At 71.4% G+C, this 16,819-nt stretch carries 9 protein-coding genes; 5 read left to right on the top strand and 4 right to left on the bottom strand.

Annotated features, from left to right (window positions below; translation table 11 throughout):
* Positions 1 to 2: 2 nt before the first annotated feature.
* Positions 3 to 2,129: a glycogen debranching protein GlgX gene (gene glgX, locus F1C12_RS04505; protein WP_185277625.1), complete on the top strand. Its 2,127-nt coding sequence runs from the start codon at positions 3 to 5 to the stop codon at positions 2,127 to 2,129.
* Entirely contained in the window at positions 2,129 to 2,617 is a 489-nt protein-coding gene (gene ybaK, locus F1C12_RS04510; RefSeq protein ID WP_185277626.1) for a Cys-tRNA(Pro) deacylase, read from the top strand. Before glgX ends, ybaK begins: the two co-directional genes overlap by 1 nt.
* A 24-nt stretch (positions 2,618 to 2,641) precedes the next feature.
* Here the strand turns inward: ybaK and glgP are convergent, their stop codons facing one another.
* Positions 2,642 to 5,209, bottom strand: a complete 2,568-nt coding sequence (gene glgP / locus F1C12_RS04515) for an alpha-glucan family phosphorylase (RefSeq protein ID WP_185278780.1) — start codon at positions 5,207 to 5,209, stop codon at positions 2,642 to 2,644.
* Positions 5,210 to 5,291: 82 nt separating this feature from the next.
* Between glgP and F1C12_RS04520 the strand changes: the two genes are divergently transcribed.
* Together F1C12_RS04520 and glgB are read left to right on the top strand one after the other, a co-directional pair.
* Positions 5,292 to 7,370, top strand: coding sequence for an alpha-1,4-glucan--maltose-1-phosphate maltosyltransferase (locus F1C12_RS04520; RefSeq protein WP_185277627.1), 2,079 nt, complete (start codon positions 5,292 to 5,294; stop codon positions 7,368 to 7,370).
* A complete protein-coding gene (gene glgB / locus F1C12_RS04525) occupies positions 7,367 to 9,574 on the top strand; it encodes a 1,4-alpha-glucan branching protein GlgB (protein WP_185277628.1) in 2,208 nt (735 codons plus the stop codon). Before F1C12_RS04520 ends, glgB begins: the two co-directional genes overlap by 4 nt.
* Before the next feature lie 3 nt (positions 9,575 to 9,577).
* On the opposite strand, the gene F1C12_RS04530 is transcribed toward glgB, so the two are convergent.
* The 3 genes from F1C12_RS04530 to F1C12_RS04540 form a co-directional block, all read right to left on the bottom strand.
* Positions 9,578 to 10,363 (bottom strand): SDR family oxidoreductase, encoded by a 786-nt coding sequence (locus F1C12_RS04530; RefSeq protein ID WP_185277629.1) that lies wholly within the window; start codon positions 10,361 to 10,363, stop codon positions 9,578 to 9,580.
* A gap of 72 nt (positions 10,364 to 10,435) precedes the next feature.
* Positions 10,436 to 11,404, bottom strand: a complete 969-nt coding sequence (locus F1C12_RS04535; RefSeq protein ID WP_185277630.1) for a tetratricopeptide repeat protein — start codon at positions 11,402 to 11,404, stop codon at positions 10,436 to 10,438.
* A 54-nt stretch (positions 11,405 to 11,458) separates the two neighbouring features.
* Entirely contained in the window at positions 11,459 to 13,339 is a 1,881-nt protein-coding gene (locus tag F1C12_RS04540) for a hypothetical protein (RefSeq protein ID WP_185277631.1), read from the bottom strand.
* 183 nt (positions 13,340 to 13,522) lie between these two features.
* Between F1C12_RS04540 and F1C12_RS04545 the strand changes: the two genes are divergently transcribed.
* Positions 13,523 to 16,783: an apolipoprotein A-IV repeat region-like domain-containing protein gene (locus F1C12_RS04545; protein ID WP_258046112.1), complete on the top strand. Its 3,261-nt coding sequence runs from the start codon at positions 13,523 to 13,525 to the stop codon at positions 16,781 to 16,783.
* Positions 16,784 to 16,819: the final 36 nt, after the last annotated feature.

Raw genomic sequence — 16,819 nt, forward strand, 5'->3', positions numbered from 1 at the left:
GCATGACGTCCCCCGATCCTCTGCGCAACCTGGGTGTACGCATCGGTCCGCACGGCGGCGAGCTGCGGGTCTACTCCGCGAACGCCGACGCCATGCAGTTCTGCCTGTTCGATCCGAAGGACCCGGACTGGCGGGTGAAGACCGTCGAGATGCACCGCGACGCCAACGACGTCTGGATGGGCCGCTCCCGCAGCCTCCAGGTCGGCAGTCTGTACGCGATCAACGTCTCCGGTCCGTCCGGCCCGCAGAACATGTTCAATCCGGAGACCCTGCTGATGGACCCGTACGCCAAGGGCCTCACCCGAGTGGGTCCGGAGGAGTGGCGCTCGACGGTCGTCTCCGACGGCTTCGACTGGGGCGGCTCAGCCAAGCCCGGCACTCCCCTCGACCACACCGTCGTCTACGAGGCGCACGTGCGCGGCATCAGCCGGCAGAACCCGGACGTGCCCGAGGAGCTGCGCGGCACGTACGCCGGCCTGGCGCACGAGTCCACGATCGGCTACCTCAAGCACCTCGGGGTCACCGCTGTGGAGCTGCTGCCCGTCCACGCGTTCACGTCCGAGCAGCGCCTCATCCGGGAGGGCCTGACCAACTACTGGGGCTACAACACCCTCAACTTCTTCAGCCCGCACGCTCCGTACGCCACGCGTGCCGCCCAGGCCGCCGGCCCCGAGGCGGTCCTCGTGGAGTTCAAGGGGATGGTGAAGCTCCTGCACGAGGCGGGCATCGAGGTGATTCTCGACGTGGTCTACAACCACACCGCCGAGGAAGGCATCGGCGGCCCGCGCACCAGCCTGCGCGGCATCGACAACGCCACCTACTACCGGCAGGACGCGAACGGCGTCTACATCGACGTCACCGGCTGCGGCAACACCGTGAACTTCGGGCATCCCGTCCCGCAGCGACTGGTGCTCGACTCGCTGCGCTACTGGGCGCAGGAGGTGCAGATCGACGGGTTCCGGTTCGACCTCGCCGTGACGCTCGGCCGCGGCGAGGACGCCTCGTACAGCCGCGACCATCCCCTCCTCAACGACATGCTCGCGGACCCGGTGCTCTCGAGCGTCAAGCTCATCGCCGAACCGTGGGATGTCGGGATCGGCGGCTGGCAGACCGGCAACTTCCCGGGTGGCCCGGCCGGGCCGGCGGGACCGGGTGGGATCGACGGCCGGGACGGCTGGTCGGAGTGGAACGACCGCTACCGCGACAGGGTCCGCAACTTCTGGCTGGCCGACATCGCCGAGGCCCGCCGCAACGGCCAGGCCCCCATCGGAATCGGCGGCTTCGCCACCCGGCTCGCCGGCTCGTCCAACACGTTCTCGCCCGAGCGCGGCCCGCTGGCCTCCATCAACTTCGTCACGGCGCACGACGGCTTCACCATGGCCGACCTCACCGTCTACAACGTCAAGCACAACCTCGGCAACGGCGAGGACAACCGCGACGGCACCGACAACAACCGGTCGTTCAACCACGGCGCGGAAGGCCCCACCCTGGACGAGCGCGTGCTGCTCGACCGGCACAAGGCCATGCGCAACCTGATGGGCACGCTGCTGCTGTCGGCGGGCGTCCCGATGATCACCGCGGGCGACGAGTTCGGCCGCAGCCAGCGCGGCAACAACAACGCCTACTGCCAGGACAGCGAGCTCACCTGGATGAGCTGGCTGCGCACCAGGGAGCAACGCGAGATGCTCGACACCACCCGCCGGCTCCTGGAGCTGCGTCGCGACAACCCTGCGTTGCGTCCCAGCCGGTTCGCCGTCTACGGGCAGACCACGCCCAACGCCAGCCACATGGACTGGTACGACGCCACCGGCGCGCTCATGGACGACGACGACTGGAACTCCCCGGAGAACCGCACCCTGCAGTACCTGGCGGCCTCCACGCCCGACAAGGAGGAGTTCAACCGCGTCCTCCTCATCGTGCACGGCGTGGAGGACGACGTGCAGGTCTCCCTCCCGGTCGCCCCCGGCGTGGAGTCGTACCAGCTGCTCTGGGACAGCGCGACCGAGGTGCCCATCCTGGAGGACGGCATCGAGCTGGCGCCGGGCAGCGCACGGCTGGTCGGCGGCGCCTCGATGCAGCTCTACCGGGCGAACGGGCCGCGCGTGGACACGGCGACGGGCGCCGCCTGATGGCGAAACGTCCCGCCTCGGCCGGCACGCCCGCCACGGTCGCGCTCGGCGCCGCGGCGATCCCCTTCGCCGTGCACGCCTACGAGCACGACCCCGCCGCGCCCTCCTACGGGCTGGAGGCCGCCGACGCGCTGGGGGTGGAGTCGGACCGGGTGTTCAAGACGCTGCTGGCCGACACCGAGCTCGGGCTCGTCGTCGGCGTCGTGCCGGTGACCGGGATGCTCGACCTCAAGGCGCTCGCCGCAGCGGTCGGCGCGAAGCGTGCGGTCATGGCCGACCCCGCCGTCGCCGAGCGCCGCACCGGCTACGTCGTGGGCGGCATCTCCCCGATCGGCCAGAAGACCCGGCACCTCACGGTCGTGGACGAGACGGCGCAGCTCTTCGACACGGTGTTCGTGTCGGGAGGCCGCCGCGGCCTCGACCTGGAACTCGCTCCGGCCGACCTCCTGGCGGCGACGGACGCGCGCTTCGCGGCGATCGCCCGGTAGCGACCGCCGCGAAACCGTTGCGGCTCAGGCCGCCGCGACCAGCCCCAGCTCGGCCGACGACAGCAGCAGGTCGTTGACCGGCACGACTCGCACGGTGTATCCGAACGAGCCGGCCCAGGTCAGCGTCACCCCGCCGGAGAACTCGTGCGCGACCGACGGGTCCGCGCCGGGGATGGCGTGGTCCAGCGTCAGGCGCTCGTAGTGCACGCCGGTCAGGTCCTCGCCGTCGTAGCTGCGGCCGTAGACGAGCTGCACCTCCACGTCCTCCGGGCGGAGGCCGTTCAGGTGCACGAGCGCGCGCACCCGCAGCTGGTCGCCCACCTGCGGCACGGCGTCGAGGCCGCCGGCATCGACGTGCGCGACGTTCACGCCGGGCCACGCGGATCGCACGCGGTCCTTCCAAGCGGCGAGCTCGCGGGCGTCGCGGTAGTCGTCGGCGCTGAGCCGCTTCTCGTTGGCCGCGGCCGGGATGTAGAGCCGCTCCACGTACTCGCGCACCATCCGCTCCGCGCTCAGCGGCGAGGACAGCGTCGCGAGCGTGTGCCGGATCTGGCCGACCCAGTTCGTGGGCACACCGTCGCCGTCGCGGTCGTAGAACCGCGGTGCGATCTGGTGCTCGATCAGGTCGTACATCGCCTCGGCCTCCAGCGCGTCGCGCTCGGCGCCGTCGCCCGCTGCGTCGGCCGACGGGATCGCCCAGCCGTTCTCGCCGTCGTAGAACTCGTTCCACCAGCCGTCGAGGATCGACAGGTTGAGCGCGCCGTTCAGCGCCGCCTTCATGCCGGAGGTGCCGCAGGCCTCCAGCGGCCGCAGCGGGTTGTTCAGCCAGACGTCGGTGCCCGGGTAGAGCAGCTGCGCCATCCCGATGTCGTAGTCCGGCAGGAACACCATCCGCGAGCGGATCTCGGGCTCCGAGGCGAACTGCACCAGCTTCTGGATGAGGCGCTTGCCCTCGTCGTCGGCCGGGTGCGACTTGCCGGCGATCACGAACTGCACCGGGCGCTCGGCGTGCAGCAGGATGTTCTTCAGCCGCTCGGGGTCGTGCAGCATCAGCGTCAGCCGCTTGTAGGTCGGCACGCGCCGGGCGAAGCCGATGGTGAGCACGTTCGGGTCGAGGAGGTCGCCGATCCAGACCGGCGCGATCCCGCCGGGGTTCTGCGCTTCCCAGGCCGCGGCGACCCGGTGCCTGGCGTCCTTGACGAGCTGCTCGCGCATGCGGGTGCGCACGCTCCACAGGTCGAGGTCGCTCACGGCGCCGGAGTTCGCCCAGTCGGCGTGCGTGGTGTCGTCGGTGCCCAGCCGCTCCACGGCGAGCGCGCGCAGCATCGGGTCGGTCCACGTCTGGGCGTGGACGCCGTTGGTGACGGAGTCGATCGGCACCTCCGGGCTGTCGAAGCCCGGGAACAGGCCGCCGAACATCTGCCGGCTGACCTCGCCGTGCAGGCGCGAGACGCCGTTGGCGTGCTGGCCGAGCCGGAGGCCCATGACGGCCATGTTGAACACCGCGTCCGAGCCGCCCGGGTAGTCCTCCGCGCCGAGCGCGAGCACCTGCTCCGGCTCGACGCCCGGCAGCAGTGAGGTGGAGAAGTACCGCTCGACCAGCGGCCGGTCGAAGCGGTCGATGCCGGCGGGGACGGGCGTGTGGGTGGTGAACACCGTGCCGGCGCGCACCACCTGGAGCGCCTCGTCGAAGCTGAGCCCCTCGCCGATCAGGTCGGAGATCCGCTCCAGGCCGAGGAAGCCGGCGTGGCCCTCGTTGGTGTGGAACACCTCCGCCTCGGGCGCGCCGGTGAGCTCCGCCCAGGCCTTGACGGCGCGCACGCCGCCGATGCCGAGCAGCAGCTCCTGCAGCAGGCGGTGCTCGCCGCCTCCGCCGTAGAGCCGGTCGGTCACCGAGCGCAGGCTCTCGTCGTTCTCGGGGATGTCGGTGTCCAGCAGCAGGAGGGTGACGCGGCCGACCGCGGCCTGCCAGACCCTGGCGCGCAGCTCGCCGGCCGGGAGCGCGAGCGTGATCTGCACGGGCGCGCCGTCGGGATCGCGGAGCACGCTGAGCGGCAGCCCGTCCGGGTCGAGCGCCGGGTAGCTCTCCAGCTGCCAGCCGTCCGGCGTGATCGCCTGCGCGAAATAGCCGGAGCGGTAGAACAGCCCGACCGCGACCAGGGGCGCTCCCAGGTCGCTGGCCGCCTTGAGGTGGTCGCCGGCGAGGATGCCGAGGCCGCCGGAGTACTGCGGCAGCGTGGCCGCGATGCCAAACTCGGGCGAGAAGTAGGCGATGGAGGCGGGAGCCGAGCCGTCGAGCGACTGGTACCAGCGCGGGTCGTGGATGTAGGCGCGCAGCTCGTCCCGGACGTGGTTCGCCCAGTCGACGTAGCCCTGGTCGACGGCGAGCTCGGCGAGCCTCGCCGGGTCGACGGAGCCGAGCAGCGCAATGGGATCGTGTTCCACCTCCTGCCAGAGCTCCGGCGAGATGCGGGCGAACAGCTCCTTGGTCGGCTCGTGCCAGGACCAGCGGAGGTTGCCGGCGATCTCCTCCAGAGCGGAGAGGGTGTCGGGGAGGACTGCGCGGACGGTGAATCTACGGATGGCCTTCACTCGCACGAGCATAGACGCGCCTTGTGACGGGAGCGTTAATCAAGCCTCCTGACCAAAGTGCGAATGAGTGTACGGTCGGCATGTGGCAAAGAGCGCAGCGACCAAACCATCAGCCGCCGCAGCACCTGAGGCGCCGGCGGCCTCCGCACCGGCCGAGTACGATCCGCTCCTCCCCCGGATCCCGATCCTCGGGCTCTCCCCCCAGGTGGATGAGGGCCACTGGGCGGCGTCCGCGTTCAGCGGCGAGGTCGTCCCGTTCCAGGTCACCGCCTTCCGCGAGGGGCACGACCGGATCGGCGTGGATCTGATCCTGCTGGATCCCTCCGGCAACCAGACCGAGCACCACATGCGGCCGCTGGCCCCCGGCACCGACCGGTGGGGCGTGGAGGTGCAGCTCGAGGAGGAGGGGCTCTGGCGCTACCGCGTGCAGGCCTACGCCGACGAGTACGCGACCTGGCGGCACAACGCCGAAGTGAAGGTCCCGGCCGGCGTCGACGTCGAGCTGATGCTCACCATGGGCCGCGAACTGCTGGAGAAGGCCGCCACCGACAAGCGCCGCAGCACCGCGGAGCGCCGCCACCTGTCCGAGGCCGCCCGCATCGTCGGCGACACCGCGCGCGGTGTGGACGAGCGGTTCCAGGCCGCGGTCGACGACCGCATCCGCCGCATCCTCACCGAGCGGCCCGTGGTCGCGCTGCCGTCGCTCTCTCCGACCCGCGCGATCCTCGTGGAGCGCACACGCGCCGGGGTCGGCAGCTGGTACGAGTTCTTCCCGCGGTCGGAGGGCGCCAAGCGCTCCGCCGACGGGTCCTGGCAGTCCGGCACGTTCCGCACCGCGGCCAAGCGCCTCCCGGAGGTCGCGGCGATGGGCTTCGACGTCGTCTATCTGCCGCCGATCCACCCGATCGGCCGCACCTTCCGCAAGGGGCCGAACAACACCCTGGACGCCGGCCCGAACGACCCGGGCTCGCCCTGGGCGATCGGCGGGCCGGACGGTGGTCACGACGCCATCCACCCCGACCTCGGCACCGAGAAGGACTTCACGTTCTTCGTGGGGAAGGCCAAGCAGGCCGGGCTGGAGATCGCCCTCGACCTCGCCTTGCAGGCCTCGCCCGACCACCCGTGGGTCACGACGCACCCGGAGTGGTTCACCACGCTCCCCGACGGCACCATCGCGTACGCGGAGAACCCGCCGAAGAAGTATCAGGACATCTACCCGATCAACTTCGACAACGACTACGACGGCCTCCGCGCCGAGGTGCTGCGGATCGTCCACCACTGGATGTCGCTCGGCGTGCGGATCTTCCGCGTCGACAACCCGCACACCAAGCCGCTGCACTTCTGGGAGTGGCTGATCCACACCGTCAACGCCACCGACCCGGACGTGGTGTTCCTGGCCGAGGCCTTCACCCGGCCGGCGCTGCTGCACACACTGGCCAAGGCCGGGTTCCAGCAGTCGTATACCTACTTCACCTGGCGCAACACCAAGGAGGAGCTGGAGGAGTTCCTGACCGGGCTCGCGAGCGAGACGGCCGACTTCCTGCGGCCGAACCTGTTCGTGAACACTCCGGACATCCTCACCGAGTACCTCCAGTTCGGCGGACCGGCGGCCTTCAAGATCCGCGCGGCGATCGCGGCGACCGGTGCGCCGTCCTGGGGCGTCTACTCCGGCTTCGAGCTCTACGAGAACGTCGCCCGGCCCGGGGCCGAGGAGTACATCGACAACGAGAAGTACGAGTACCGGCCGCGCGACTACGCCAGGGCGGTCGCGCTCGGCCGGTCCCTCGCGCCGTACCTGACCATGCTCAACCGCGCCCGCAGCGAGCACCCGGCGCTCCGCCAGCTGCGCAACCTGCACGTCCACTCCAGCGAGGACGACGCGATCCTCGTCTACTCGAAGTACCTGGCCGGCGAGTTCACCCGCAGCGGCAAGCCCGACGCCGTCCTCGTCGTCGCCAACGTCGACCCGCACTCGGTGCGCGAGACGATGGTCCACCTCGACGTCGCCGCGTTCGGCATCGAGCCTGGATCGCAGTTCGAGGTGCGCGACCTGGTCACCGGCCAGCGCTGGACCTGGGGCTCGGACGCCTACGTGCGCCTCGACGCGTTCACCGAGCCCGTGCACATCCTGACCGTCAAGCCGTTGGAGGCCACCCGATGACCCCGATCCCCGAGGGCGCCGCCGCCGTCGACCTGCCCGCCATCGACGACGGCGTCCTGCGCGCCGTCGCCGCAGGGAGCTACCACGACCCGCACTCCGTGCTCGGCCAGCACCAGGTCGCCGCTGCGGGTGTCGAAGACCCGATCACGGTCATCCGGGCGCTTCGCCCGCTCGCCGAGTCGGTCTTCGCCATCCTGCCGACCGGCGCGCACCTCGAGCTCGCCCACCTCGGCCACGGCATCTGGCAGGGCGTCGACATCGTCGGCCCTGGCGCGTACGAGCTGGAGGCGCGCTACGCCGGCGGCAGCACCTGGACCACCGACGACCCGTACCGCTTCCTGCCGACGATCGGCGAGCTCGACCTCCACCTGATCCGGGAGGGCAGGCACGAGACGCTCTGGACCGCGCTCGGCGCCCACGTCCGCGACCTCGGCGGCGTCGTCGGCACGTCGTTCACGGTCTGGGCTCCGCACGCCCGCGCGGTCCGCGTCGTCGGCGACTTCAACGGGTGGGACGGCACCCTGCACGCGATGCGCAACATGGGCGCCTCCGGCGTCTGGGAGCTCTTCGTCCCCGGCCTCGGCGAGGGCTCGATCTACAAGTTCGACCTGCTCGGCGCCGGCGGCGAGTGGGTGCGCAAGATCGACCCGATGGCGCAGTACGCCGAGACCCCGCCGAACACCGCGTCCGTCGTCACGGTCAGCCGGCACGAGTGGGAGGACGGCGAGTGGATGACGCGCCGCGCCGCCACCGACCCGCACTCCGGCCCGATGAGCGTCTACGAGCTCCACTTCGGCAGCTGGCGGCCCGGCCTCGGCTACCGGGAGGCCGCCGACCAGCTCATCGACTACCTCGGCGCCCTCGGCTACACGCACGTCGAGTTCCTGCCGCTTGCCGAGCACCCGTTCGGCGGCTCGTGGGGCTACCAGGTGACCGGCTACTACGCCCCGACCAGCCGGTTCGGCTCGCCCGACGACCTCAAGTACCTGATCGACCGCCTCCACCAGGCCGGCATCGGCGTCCTGCTCGACTGGGTGCCCGGCCACTTCCCGAAGGACGACTGGGCGCTCGCCCGCTTCGATGGCCAGCCGCTCTACGAGCACTCCGACCCCCGCCGCGGAGAGCACAAGGACTGGGGCACCTACATCTTCGACTACGGCAACTCCCAGGTGCGCAACTTCCTGGTCGCCAACGCCCTCTACTGGCTGGAGGAGTTCCACGTCGACGGTCTCCGGGTCGACGCCGTCGCCTCGATGCTCTACCTCGACTACTCGCGCAACCAGGGCGAGTGGGAACCGAACATCCACGGCGGCCGGGAGAACCTGGAGGCGATCGGCTTCCTGCAGGAGGTCACCGCGACCTCCTACAAGCGCAACCCCGGCACGGTGATGATCGCCGAGGAGTCCACGAGCTACGCCGGAGTGACCGCGCCGACCTCCTCGGGCGGGCTCGGCTTCGGGCTGAAGTGGAACATGGGCTGGATGCACGACGCGCTCCAGTACATCAAGGAGAACCCGATGTGGCGCAGCTACCACCACAGCGAGATCACGTTCTCTTTCGTCTACGCCTGGAGCGAGAACTTCCTGCTGCCGATCAGCCACGACGAGGTCGTGCACGGCAAGGGCTCGCTGATCGGCAAGATGCCGGGCGACCACTGGCAGCAACTGGCGAACGTGCGCGCCTTCCTGTCGTTCATGTGGGCGCACCCCGGCAAGCAGCTGCTGTTCATGGGCCAGGAGTTCGGGCAGTACTCCGAGTGGAGCGAGGAGCGCGGCCTGGACTGGTGGATGCTCGACCAGCCGAGCCACCGCGGGCTCTGGAACCTCGTGGCCCAGCTGAACGCCGTCTACCGCGACAACCCGCAGTTCTGGGCGCTCGACAACGACCCGGGCGGCTTCGAGTGGCTGGACGGCTCGGACGCGGCCGGCAACGTGCTCGCGTTCCTGCGCAAGGACAAGGACGGCTCGCCGGTCGCGGTGCTGCTGAACTTCTCCGGCATGCCGCACAGCGACTACCGGGTGGGGCTGCCGTTCGCCGGCGAGTGGGAGGAGCTCCTCAACACGGACGCCGAGGACTTCGGCGGCTCGGGCGTCGGCAACTTCGGCGGCGTCACGGCGCACGACGAACCGTGGATGGGCCGGCCGGCCTCCGCGGTGCTGACCCTGCCGCCGTTGGGGGCGCTGTATTTGAGGCCGCGTCGCTGACGTTCAGGCAGATTCGGTGAGCCACGCCGCGTAGCCGGTGCCGCCGTCCACGGCGTGCTCCGGCGCGAGGTGACGTCCCGCGCGCCAGGCCGAGCCGAGCGGGCCGCCCAGGCGGACCGACAGGATCGGCCGGCGCGTGCCGGTGGCGTCCTTCCACTGCCGAGCGAGCGAGCGCGCGCTCTCGACCCGCGGGCCGCCGACCGTGCGCGTCCCCGGCTCGCCAGAGCCCTCGGCCGCGTCGACCAGGACCCGCGCGACATCGGTGAGCGCGATCGGCTGGACCCGGGTCGAGGAGGGCGCCGTCACCGTCCCGAACCGGCGTCCGCGCTCGAACACCGACGTGACGAAGTCGTGGAACTGCGTCGTGCGCACGATCCGGACCTCCAGCGGGGAGTCCAGATAGGTGCGCTCCTGCGCCAGCTTCGACCGGTAGTACGGGTAGCGGGCGCCGTCGATGCCCGCGATGGAGAGCAGAACCGCGTGGCCGACGCCGTAGCGCGCAGCGGTGTGCAGGAGGTTGCGGGAGCCGTGTGCGAACACGTGCGACGCGCGCCGGCCTCCGGCGTTGCTCGCGTCGATCAGCACGTCGACGCCGTCGACCGCCTCCTCCAGCCCGGCACCGGTGACGAGGTCGGCCGTCACGTACGCGACGCCGTCGACGTAGGCGGGCGAGTCGTCGTCGGGGATGCGCCGGGCCGCGACCACGACCTGGTGGCCGCGTGCGACGGCCTCAGCGGTGACGGCGCGACCGGCGAGACCGGTCCCACCGACGACGAGCACACGGGACATGCGCGAGCCTTCCGGGCGAGAGGGGGTGTCAGCCGCTCTGCGCGCCGATCCTCGTGGGGCGGAGGAGGCGCGTCAGTAGAGCAGCGACGCCAGCCTAGCCCTGGCCTTGCCGACGCGGGGGTCGTCCACGCCGACGATCTCGAAGTACTCCAGGATGCGGGCGCGCACGGCCTCCTTGCCCTCCGCGTCGAGCGTCGGGAACAGGGTCAGCAGCCGGTCGAAGGCGTCGTCGACGTGGCCGCCGGACAGGTCGAGGTCCGCGACCGCGAGCTGCGCCTCCGTGTCCTCGGGAGCCGTGGCGGCGGCGTTGCGGATCTCGTCCAGCGTGCGGCCGGCCAGGCGCGACAGCAGGCTCACCTGGGCCAGCCCGGCGATCGCCATCTGGTCGCGCGGATCCTGCGCGATCGCGGTCTTGTATGCGGCGATCGCGGCCGGGTAGTCGCCGCGGTCGATCGCATCGTACGCCTCGGCGTGCAGCGGGGGCAGCGGCGGCTCGGGTGCGGGCTCGTCGGCCTGCTCGCCCGGGGTCTCCCCCGCCGCGGCGTCGACCTGCGCGGTGCCGGTGACGCCGTTCTGCGCGGCGAGCTCCAGCAGCTGGGCGAACACGTCGCGGACCTGGTCCTCCGGCAGCGCTCCGGTGAAGAGCTGGACGGGCCGGCCGGAGACGATGCCGGCCACGGCGGGCGCCGACTGCGCCTGGAAGGCCTGCACGAGCTGCGGGTTCGCGTCCACGTCGACCTGCACGAGCACGATACGGCCGGCGAGGTCGTTGGTGACCCGGTCGAGGACCGTCGCCAGGGCGCGGTCCGGGTCGGCCCAGGAGGCCGTGAGCGCGACCACGACGGGGATCCGCATCGACAGGTCGATGAAGTCGTTGAAGTTCGCGTCGGTGCCCTGGAAGAACAGGCTGGGCAGCTCGACGGGCTCACCCGCCGCGCCGCCTGCTCCCGCGTCGCCCTGGCCGGGCTGCGGCCGGTTCACGAGGCCGCTCAGGTCCACGGCGCCGCGGAGATTGGTCGGATTGGGCGGAAGCTGACTCATGCGGTCAAGCCTACTGCGCGGTCCCGAGCCCATCACGGCTCAGCACTGTGCGGGTCACTGCACCTCGCGTGCGGAGACCAGACCCTGCGCGAAGCCGAGCAGGCGCACCTTCTCGTTCGACCCCGCGGGCGGCACGTAGAACGCGAGCTGGTAGCCGTACACCGACTCGATGCCGGTGTTGGACTGCGCGACCCCGCTGAGCGCGGCGGTCGTGGCGCCCGCGATGACCTGGGCGCCGGCCTCCGTCACCTTGTGGAGCTGGACCTCCTCCGGGTTCACCCAGACGATGGCGCCGGAGTCGTTGGTCGCCATGGAGATGACCGGGCCGGAGCCGAGCCGGCTGGAGAAGGTGAGCGAGGAGGTCTGGCCGAACTGCTGGGCGAGCCTGGCCTGCTCCTGCTGCTTCCAGGAGGCGCCGACCTGCGCGACGAGCTTGTCGTCGGTGAGGTCGAAGCTGGAGTACCACTTGCTCTTGTCGCCGTTCAGCAGGATGTCGCCGTAGGCGGCCGCCACCTGGTCGGGCTGCACCTTGAGCAGCTTGGAGTCCGGCGGGACCACCGCGGCGCCGATGCTCGCCGGGGCCAGGTTCGGCACCTTGACGTTCGGCTCGAGCGCGATCGCGTACTCGACCATGTAGTTGTCGCGCGGCGTCTGCTGCACGAGGGCGAGCGCGAGCGGGGCCTGCGCCTTGCCGGTGGAGTCGTTCGGCATCTTCACGACGGCCGTGACCGTGCGCGGCCAGCTGTCGGTCGCCTGCGGGAGCGAGAGCTCCAGCGGTCCCGCCGGAATGGCGGGGAGAGCGGGCTGGTCGGCCTTCTTCGCGCGGATCGCGTAGTTCGCGTCCCGGAGCTGGAGGGCGGGGCCGGCGAAGCGCAGCTTGGCCAGGTCGGCGTCGTTCTTGGCGTCCGCATTGGCCGCTGCGACCGAGATCCGCTTGATGATGCGCTCCAGCTGCGGCGCCGTCACGGCGGGAGCCGGAGAGTTGTTGTCGCCCTTCGGCGCGCTCGTGGACGTGGGCGTCGGCGTCGGGGTGGGCGTCGACGTGTCCGCGAAGGCCGCCCCGGCGCCGGCGCCGGTCAGCGCGAGGACGCCGGCCAGGAGGGCCGGGACCATCACTCGCGTGCGCCGGCTGGAGCGGCGGCCGCGCGGGGTGGCCTCGATGGAGGCGGTGGGCTTGTACTTGGGGGCTTTGGGCAGCTTCGGCATCTTGGGTCCGCTCTTGCGCCGTGGCCCGCGCGACTTGCGGTGGGTGTAGAGCCCCCACAGGTAGAGCGCGATGCCGATCACCAGGAGCACGAGACCGCCGATGATGAGCGGGAACGCCCACGGCGTGCTGGTGTCGACCGGCCAGGTCAGGAGGATCTTGTTCGGGGCGGGGGTGGTCCCGTCTCCGGCGACGATCACACTCACGCCGGACGGGAGGTTCATCTTGGTGACCTGGGCGTCCTGGCCGTCGTACTCCTCCAGCCAGAGATCGGAGCCGGCCGGGTTCGGGCCGGGTGCCGCGGTCTGCGACGTGGACGAGCCGGTGGGCGCCGGGGTCGGTGTCGCGGTCGGGGTCGCGGTGGACGCGGAGCCGGAGCCGGTCGAGTCGGCCGCCTTCGGGGTCACGGTCTTCACCGTCAGCGCGCTGTCGCCCGGGCGGTAGGAGATCGTCGCATACTTCTGGTCGTCGAGCCACGACTTCACGTCGGCGGTGCGGCCGTAGGCGACCATCTGCGTCTTGGCGTTCTTCGAGCCCGAGATGGACAGCGTCTGCTGCCCGGGATGGGCGTTCAGCACGGCGCTGTCGATCACGACGTAGCGCGCGTCGCCGGGGACGGTCGCCGAGGCGTTCACCTGCGACGGGGGTGCGAAGATCGTGCGCTGGGCGATGCCGGCCACGATCATGACGGCAGCGACCACGAACGCGACGATGGCCAGTACGAAACGCAAACAGAACTCCTCAGTGCCGGACGGGGGGCGGGCACAGTCACACAACGATAATGGAGCACCCTGAGAGGCATCTAACCGTTGTCTGCACGGTCACGCAGTCCCCCATGCGGGTACGGGCCTCGAAATGTAAGATCGATGCGGCGCGCGCGCTGCTCGCTCACTCGATCCCACAGGAGTAACACGGTGGCCACCGACGAATCCAACTTCACCCAGGTCTTTCGCGGATACGACAAGGACGAAGTCGACCAGGCCATCCAGGACCTCCGCCGCGAGCTGATCAAGTCCAACACCCAATCGGCCGACCAGGCCAAGGAGCTCAAGCGCCTCCAGCTGCGCATCGACGAGCTGAACGCGGAGATCGAGGAGGTCGGCAGCCCGACCTACTCCGGGCTCGGCACCAAGCTGGAGAACACCCTCCGCGTCGCCGAGGAGCAGTCCACCCGGCTCATCGCGCAGGCCGACATCGACGCGGAGAAGCTGCGCGCCGGAGTCACCGCCGAGATCGACAAGATCAAGAAGACGGCGGCGCAGCAGGCCGAGCGCGTCCTCGCCGACGCGCAGGCGCGCGCGACGACGGCCCTCGAAGACGCCCAGATCGAGTCGTCGGAGCTGCTCGCGCGCACCCGTGCCGACAAGGAGACCCTCCTCAACGACGCGATCAGGGAGGCAGCGGCCATCCGCGGCGCCGTCGCCACCGAGGCCGCCGAGCTGCGCGCGACGAGCAAGCGCGAGGCGTCCGCCCTGCGCGCCGAGGCCGACCGCGAGGCGGCGGAGCTGAAGGCCGTCGCGCTGCGCGAAGCGGAGGCGGCGCGCACCGAGGCCGCCGAGCTCGACCGCACCATCGCCGCGCGCCGTGCGGAGCTGGAGAACGCGCTCGCCGCCGACCGCGCCGCCTTCGAACGGGAGGCGGCGCAGACCCGCCTCGAGCTCGACAAGCGCGTCGCCGAGACCGCTGACCGGCTCGCCGCCGAGCAGACCGCGGCGCGCGACGCGGTCGCCGCAGAGGTCGCCCAGGCGCGCGCCGAGCTCGCGGACGAGGTCGAGCAGCAGCGCGCGACACTGGCCGCTCTCGCCGCGCAGACCCGCGCCGACCTGGATCACGAGGACACCACCAAGCGCCAGGCGCTCGCCGCCGACGTCGAGCAGACCACGACCTCCCTCGCCGCCGAGGTCGAGCAGACCAGGAGCTCCCTCGCCGCCGAGGTCGAGCAGACCAAGGCCCGGCTGGCCGACGAGGTCACGACCACCACCTCCGCCCTGGCCGACGAGGTCACCCGCACCAAGACCGAGCTCGCCGACGAGGTGGCACGCACGAAGGCTGCGCTCGCCGACGAGGTCTCCAGCACGAAGGCCGCGCTGGAGTCGGAGGTCACCACCACGCGCTCGGCCCTCGAGACCGACGTGACCACCACCCGCTCCGCGCTGGCCGAGGAGGTCGAGCGCACGAAGAAGGAGCTCGCGGACGAGGTCCTGCAGACCCGCGCGACCCTGGAGCGCGAGACCACCGAGACCCGCAGCGGCCTCGAAGCCGACCGAACCGCGACCGCCGCGCAGCTCACCGCCGACCGCGAGCGCGTCGCCAACGAGCTCGCGGCCGAGGAGGAGACCACCCGGGCCCGCGTCACCGCGCTGCGCGAGCGCACCGCGGCCGAGCTCGCCACGGAGGTCAAGGACACCCGCGCGGATCTGGCCGCCGAGGTCGAGACCACGCGCACCGACCTCGCCACCGAGGTCGACACCGCGCGTGCGGCCCTCGCGAAGGACGTCCAGACGACCAAGGCCGACCTCGCCAAGGAGGTCAAGAGCACCCGTTCCGCCCTCACCAAGGAGGTCGACAGCACCAAGGCGGCCCTGGCCAAGGAGGTCGAGACCACCCAGTCCGACCTCGCCACGGAGGTCGAGACCACCCAGGCCGCCCTCGCCGCCGAGCTGGAGACCGCCCGCGCCGAGCTGGCCGACGAGGTGCAGACCACCCGGGCCGCCCTGGCCGAGGAGGTAGAGACCACCCAGGCCGCCCTGGCCGAGGAAGTCGAGACCACCAAGGCCGACCTCGCGGACGAGGTCCGGACCACGCAGGCGGCGCTCGCGGACGAGGTGAGGACCACCCGCGCCGAGCTGGCCGCAGACGCCGAGCGCCAGCGTCGCGAACTCGAGGCCGAGGCTGCTGAGCTGCGCGCCGAGCTGGCCGCCGAGGTCGGCGAGGCGCGCACCGCCCTGGCCGAGGAGCTCGCGACCGAGCGCAGCGCCCTGACGGCCGAGGTGACCTCCACCCGCGCTCAGCTCGCAGCCGACGTCGAGCAGACCGCCGCCCGCCTGGCCGCGGAGAAGGAGCAGACCCTCTCCGCACTGGAGACCGAGGTCGTCACCACCAAGGCCGCGCTGGCGGCGGAGGTCGAGCAGACGAAGTCCGCCCTGGCCGCCGAGGTCGAGCAGACGAAGTCCGCCCTGGAGACCGAGGTCACCACCACGACCTCCAACCTCGCTGCCGAGGTCGAGCAGACGAAGTCCGCCCTGGAGACCGAGGTCACCACCACGAAGTCCGCCCTGGCCGCCGAGGTCGAGCAGACGAAGTCGGCGCTGGCGGCGGAGGCCGAGGAGACCCGCTCCCGCCTCGCCGACGAGACCGAGCAGACCCGCAGCACGCTCGCCGCCGACGTGAAGCGCACCACCGCCGACCTCGCCGATCAGCGCGCCAGGACCGCCCAGGAGCTGAAGAACGATCGCGAGCAGCAGCGCCTCGAACTGGAGCGCGAGGCCGACCAGACCCGGCTGACGCTCGCCGAGGAGACCGAGCGTGCCCGCGTCACGCTCGACGCCGAGACCGCGAAGGCCCGTGCGGAGGTCGCTCGTGAGGCCGCCGAGGCGGGCACCGCTCTCGACGCCGAGCTGGCCGAGCGCCAGGCCGCGTTCGACCAGGAGGCCACGACCGCGCGCGCCGACCTCGACGCCGAGCTCGTCGCCCTCCGCACCTCCACCCTCGCCGAGCTGGACAAGCGCACCCGCGAGATCGAGCAGGCCAGGATCGACCTCGACGTCGAGCTCCGCGCCCGTCGCGACGAGGCCGAGAAGGAGTACCTGAGCCGGCACCAGGAGGCCGTCGCCCAGACCCAGAAGTACCTGGACGAGGCCAACGTCCAGCTTGCCGACGCGGTCAAGCGCACCTCGCAGGCCCGCACCGAGGCCGAGACGTACGACACCGAGGCCCGCGAGACGGTCAAGAAGGCCCGCAAGGACGCCGAGAAGGTCGCCGCGGATATCGTCCGCGAGGCCCAGGAGCGCGCGGACGCCCTGGTGGAGGACGCCGAGCAGCGCACGCAACGCCTGGTGTCCGACGCGGAGGACCGCCTCTCCCAGATTAGGATCGAGCGAGAGGCCGTGGCCGGGTACTTCGAGAACCTCAGGGGTATGCTGCAGCAGGCGGACACGGTTTCGGCCGACGACTGAGTTCCGCCTTCCGGGCGGACCGCCCAGAGGGGGACT

The organism is Leifsonia shinshuensis (assembly GCF_014217625.1).
GTDB lineage: Bacteria > Actinomycetota > Actinomycetes > Actinomycetales > Microbacteriaceae > Leifsonia > Leifsonia shinshuensis_A.